Raw genomic sequence first — 5128 nt, 5'->3', positions numbered from 1 at the left:
GGGCAACGGGTCCGGGCGGGGGAGGGCGCGGTGAGCGGCGGGCTGCTGGTGGCCGGCACCACCTCCGACGCCGGCAAGAGCGTGCTCACCGCCGGCATCTGCCGGTGGCTGCACCGGCGGGGCGTGAAGGTGGCGCCGTTCAAGGCGCAGAACATGTCCAACAACTCAGCGGTGGTGGTCGGCCCCGACGGTCGCGGCGGCGAGATCGGCCGAGCCCAGGCCATGCAGGCCGCGGCCTGCGGGCTCGCCCCGGACCTGCGGTTCAACCCGGTGCTGCTCAAGCCGGGCAGCGACCACGCCAGCCAGGTGGTGCTGCTCGGCGAAGCCGTCGACACGGTCACCGCCGGCAACTACCGCACCCTGCGGCCCCGACTCGCCGAGGCCGCGTTCGGCGCGCTGGCCGAGCTGCGCGAGGCGTACGACGTCGTGATCTGCGAGGGGGCCGGCAGCCCGGCCGAGGTCAACCTGCGCGCCGGCGACTACGTCAACATGGGGCTGGCCCGGCACGCCGGACTGCCCACCATCGTGGTCGGCGACATCGACCGGGGTGGGGTGTTCGCCTCGATGTTCGGCACCGTCGCCCTGCTCGACCCGGCCGACCAGGCCCTGATCGCCGGCTTCGTGATCAACAAGTTCCGCGGTGACCTGGGGCTGCTCCAGCCGGGGCTGGACATGCTGCACCGGGTCACCGGCCGGCCCACGTACGGGGTGCTCCCCTGGGAGCTGGACCTGTGGCTGGACGCCGAGGACTCCCTGGCCTACGGCCGGGTGCTCGGTCGACCGGCCGCCCCGCACGGCACCGACTGGCTCGACGTGGCCGTGGTCCGACTGCCCCGGATCAGCAACGCCACCGACGTCGAGGCCCTGGCCACCGAGCCGGGCGTCCGGGTCCGGCTGACCATCGAGCCGGCCGAACTGGCCGCCGCCGACCTGGTGGTGCTGCCCGGCTCCAAGTCCACCGTGGCGGACCTGGCCTGGCTGCGGGAGACCGGACTCGCCGACGCCGTACTGGCGCACGCGGCGGCCGGCAAGCCGCTGCTCGGCATCTGCGGCGGCTTCCAGATGCTCGCCCGGGCCATCCACGACCCGGTGGAGAGCCGGCAGGGGAGCGTCGCCGGGCTGGGACTACTGCCCATCGAGATCACCTTCGACCCGCGCAAGACGGTCCGCCAGTCCACCGGCACGGCCGCCCACGACGTCCCGGTACGCGGCTACGAGATCCACCACGGGTACGTCTCCAGCACCGACCCGGCGTTGCCGCCGCTGCTCCGGTACGCCGACGGCAGGGGCGAGGGCGCCCTGCTCGGCGCGGTGCGCGGCACCCACTGGCACGGCGCGTTCGAGGCCGACGGCTTCCGCCGTCGATTCCTCACCGAGGTGGCCCGGATCGCCGGGCGGACGGGTTTCACGGTCGCCCCGGACACCGCGTTCGCGGCCGCTCGGGAGCGGACCCTGGACCTGCTCGGCGATCTCGTCGAGGAGCACCTGGACACCGACGCCCTGTGGCGGCTGATCGAGGCCGGACCCCCCGCCGACCTGCCCTTCATTCCACCGGGCGCGCCACCGGCCTGACGCGCACGGGCGTCTGCGGGCCTAGCCCCGTGCCCGACCGGCCGGGTGATCAGAGGGTCAGTAGCGGACGTCGGCGGGGCGGTCGGACATCGGCAGGCCCGCCTCGCACCAGGCCTCGACGCCGCCGATCATGTCCGTCGCCCGGCGCAGCCCGAGCACCTGCAGACTCGCGGCGGCGAGGCTGGAGCTGTAGCCCTGGCGGCACACCACGACGATCTCGCGGTCGTACCCGGTGGCCTCCGGGATGCGCCAGGCGCTGGCCGGGTCCAGCCGCCACTCCAGCACCGTCCGGTCGATCACGATGGCCGCGGGCAGTTCGCCCTGCTCTCGGCGCTGCACCTCGGTACGCGTGTCGACCAGCAGCGCGCCGGCGCGGACCGCCTCGACGGTCTCCTGCGGCGTCTTGCGGCGCAGCCCGGTCCGGGCCTGTTCCAGCAGGGCTTCGACGCCCGGACTCATCACGTCATGCAGCACCTCCCGATCATGCCGGTGAGGACGTCGCTCCGCCCGGCGAACGCCTGCCGCCGGGTACAGGATCCAGCGGACGAGGGACCGCCCGAGCGCCGGTGCGACGGACGGGGGATCGCCCGGGCGCCGGTGCGACGGACGGGGGAGCCGCCGGGCCGGGGAACGGCCGGCGCTAGCGTCGGGCGGGTGACGGTGGCGGTGGTCGAGGCGTACGCCGGGCTGGCCCAGCGGGTGCTGGCCGGACCGGCGCGGCTGGGGCGTACCCGGCTGGTGGCCGTCGACGGGCCGAGCGGCGCGGGGAAGAGCCTCTTCGCGGCGCGGCTCGCGGACGCCCTCGCCGCGCTGCCCGGCGGCGGGCGGCCGCCGGTGGTGCACACCGACGACCTGCTGGACGGCTGGGACGACCAGCTCACCTTCTGGCCCCGACTGGAGGAGTGGGTGCTGGCGCCGCTGCGGGCCGGCCGCCCGGGAGCGTACCGCCGCTACAGCTGGGTCCGGCGCTGTTTCCTGCCGCGCGAGGTGCCGGTGCCGGTGCCGGTCGGCGTGGTGCTGATCGTCGAGGGGGTGAGCGCGGCCCGGGCGGCGATCCGCCCGGAGCTGACCCTGTCGGTCTTCGTCACCGCGCCGACGCCGCTGCGGCTGTCCCGGGCGCTCAGCCGGGACGGGGCGGAGATCCTGCCCGAGCTGCGCCGCTGGCATGCCGGCGAGCGGGTGCACTTCGCGGCGGACGGCACCGAGACGGCGGCGGACCTGGTGGTCGACGGTGCACCCGCGCTGCCGCACGACGCGCACCGGTACTACGTCCGTCGCGCCTGACCGGGCGGGGTGGCCGGAACTGCGGCGACGGGCTGGGGAGGTGCCCGCGCGTAAGGTCGGCATACGATGCCGGTCATGACCACACCGATCATGTCCGAGTCCGAGGTACGGGCCGCCGTCGAGCGTGAACTGCCCGGAGTCCGTGCCGACCTCGAACGCCTCGTCCGCATCCCGGGCATCGCCTTCGAGGGTTTCGACCACTCGCACGTGGAGCGTTCCGCCGAGGCGGTGGCCGAGCTGCTGCGCGGCTGCGACCTCGACGTGAAGATCGTGCGTTCCGGCGGTCAGCCGGCGGTGATCGGGAAGAAGGCGGGCCCGCCCGGCGCGCCCACCGTGCTCCTCTACGCCCACCACGACGTCCAACCGGTCGGTGACCGCCTGCTCTGGCTGTCCGACCCGTTCGAGCCGGTGGAGCGGGACGGCCGCCTCTACGGCCGGGGCGCCGCCGACGACAAGGCCGGCATCATGGCGCACGTCGCGGCGCTGCGCGCGTTCGGTGACCGCCTCCCGGTCGGCGTGGTGCTCTTCATCGAGGGCGAGGAGGAGTACGGCTCCGACTCGCTGGAACGGCTGCTCGCCGAGTACCGCGACGAGATCGCCTCGGACGTCATCGTGATCGCCGACTCCGGCAACTGGGACATCGGCGTACCGGCGCTGACCACCTCGCTGCGCGGCATCGTCAACTGCTTCGTCGAGGTCCGCACCCTCGAGCACGCGGTGCACAGCGGCATGTTCGGCGGCGCCGTGCCGGACGCGCTGACCGCGCTCGTCCGGCTGCTGGCCACCCTGCACGACGACGCCGGTGACGTGGCCGTCGAGGGTCTGGTGGGCCGGGAGGGCGCCGCCGTCGACTACCCGGAGGACCGGTTCCGCGTCGAGGCCGGCCTGGCCCAGGGCGTGCAGTTCATCGGCACCGGCCGGATCACCGACCGGCTCTGGACCAAGCCGGCGCTCGCCGTGCTCGGCATCGATGCCCCGGCCACCGGGGAGGCGCCGAACGCGCTGGTCCCGTCCGCCAAGGCCAAGCTGAGCGTACGGCTGGCGCCGGGCGACGACCCGAAGAAGGCGTACGCGGCGCTCCGTGCGCACCTGGAGAAGTACGCCCCGTGGGGCGCCCAGGTCACGGTGACCTTCGAGCACGACGGCGACCCGTGCGTCATTGACGCCAGCGGGCCGATGTTCGACGCGGCCCGGTCCGCGTTCCGGGGTGCCTGGGACGGCACCGACCCGGTGGACATCGGCGTCGGCGGCTCGATCCCGTTCATCGCCACCTTCCAGGAGATGTTCCCGGAGGCGGCGATCCTGGTGACCGGTGTGGAGGACCCGCACGCGCGGGCGCACGGCCCGAACGAGAGCCTGCACCTGGGCGAGTTCGCCCGGGTCTGCCTCGCCGAGGCGCTGCTGCTGGCGAAGGTCGCCGAGGCGGGCGCGAACCGGAGTTAGGTGTCGGAACCGTAACTTCCGGGCCGATGTCGGAGTTTGCGGTGTGTCGGGTGGCGGGGTGTTATAGCCTTTCGAACATGCGTACGAACGACGAGATGGCGCGGCTGAAGGCCGCCGTCAGTGCTCTGGGGGACGTCGACGTCTCCGCGTGGTCCGAGGACACGCTCAAGGACCAGCTCGGCGACCTCTCCGAGGCCCTGGTCACGCTCGACACGCTGCTCACCCGGATCGCCGAGGAGGTCCGCGCCCGCGGGCTGCGGATCGAGGAGCCCGTCTCCGCCTGAACCGCGTCCGGCCGCTGAGCCCGGTGTCGCGGCAGGTCGCGGTCTTCCGTACACCGGATACCGCGACCTGCCGCGGGCCGGGTCGATCAACCGCGCGCCCCCAAGGCGGCGGGACGCGGCCTGCCGCAGGGGTGCACCGAATCCCGGGCCGTGTCGGGGGTGGCTGGCAGGATGGGATCCGTGCGGTTCCTCGACCTGGCGGCCACCTCAGCCGCGGTGAGCTCCACCAGCGGCCGGCGGGCCAAGGTGGAGCTGCTCGCCGCCGCCCTCCGCGGGCTGGATCCCGCCGAGGTGTCGGCGGGCTCCGGCTACCTCGCCGGCGAGCTGCGCCAACGGCAGACCGGGGTGGGCTGGGCCAGCCTGCGTGACCTACCGCCGCCGGCCGCCGAGCCGACGCTGACCGTGGCCGGGGCCGACGCGGCGATCGACGAGATCGCCGCCGTCCGCGGCCCCGGGTCCCAGGCACGCCGCCGGGAGCTGCTGCACCGGCTCTTCGCCGCGGCCACCGCCGACGAGCAGCGCCTGCTCGGCGGCCTGCTCGGCGG

4 protein-coding genes and 2 pseudogenes are annotated in these 5128 nt (G+C 74.5%); 5 read left to right on the top strand and 1 reads right to left on the bottom strand.

Annotated features, from left to right (window positions below):
• The first annotated feature begins 30 nt into the window (after positions 1–30).
• On the top strand, positions 31–1572 hold the full coding sequence (locus DKL51_RS32045) for a cobyric acid synthase (protein WP_109947137.1): 1542 nt from the start codon (positions 31–33) through the stop codon (positions 1570–1572).
• A gap of 57 nt (positions 1573–1629) precedes the next feature.
• Here DKL51_RS32045 and DKL51_RS32040 read toward each other — a convergent pair whose 3' ends face one another.
• A complete protein-coding gene (locus DKL51_RS32040; RefSeq protein WP_109947145.1) occupies positions 1630–2031 on the bottom strand; it encodes a rhodanese-like domain-containing protein in 402 nt (133 codons plus the stop codon).
• 6 nt (positions 2032–2037) lie between these two features.
• On the opposite strand from DKL51_RS32040, the pseudogene DKL51_RS32035 reads away from it, so the two are divergent.
• The 4 genes and pseudogenes from DKL51_RS32035 to DKL51_RS32020 all read left to right on the top strand — a co-directional run.
• A pseudogene (locus DKL51_RS32035) lies at positions 2038–2984 on the top strand (uridine kinase family protein).
• The gene (locus tag DKL51_RS32030; protein ID WP_185734995.1) at positions 2947–4299 is read left to right on the top strand and encodes a dipeptidase; all 1353 of its coding nucleotides are present in this window, start codon (positions 2947–2949) and stop codon (positions 4297–4299) included. Before DKL51_RS32035 ends, DKL51_RS32030 begins: the two are co-directional and overlap by 38 nt.
• A 77-nt stretch (positions 4300–4376) precedes the next feature.
• Positions 4377–4583, top strand: coding sequence for a hypothetical protein (locus DKL51_RS32025; RefSeq protein WP_109947135.1), 207 nt, complete (start codon positions 4377–4379; stop codon positions 4581–4583).
• 171 nt (positions 4584–4754) lie between these two features.
• Positions 4755–5128, top strand: a pseudogene (locus DKL51_RS32020) (ATP-dependent DNA ligase); the annotation flags it as partial.

It is taken from the genome of Micromonospora globispora, assembly GCF_003857015.1.
Lineage (GTDB): Bacteria > Actinomycetota > Actinomycetes > Mycobacteriales > Micromonosporaceae > Micromonospora > Micromonospora globispora.
The sequence above is the reverse complement of the archived record's forward strand: the minus strand, read 5'-3'. Positions and strand labels throughout refer to the sequence as shown.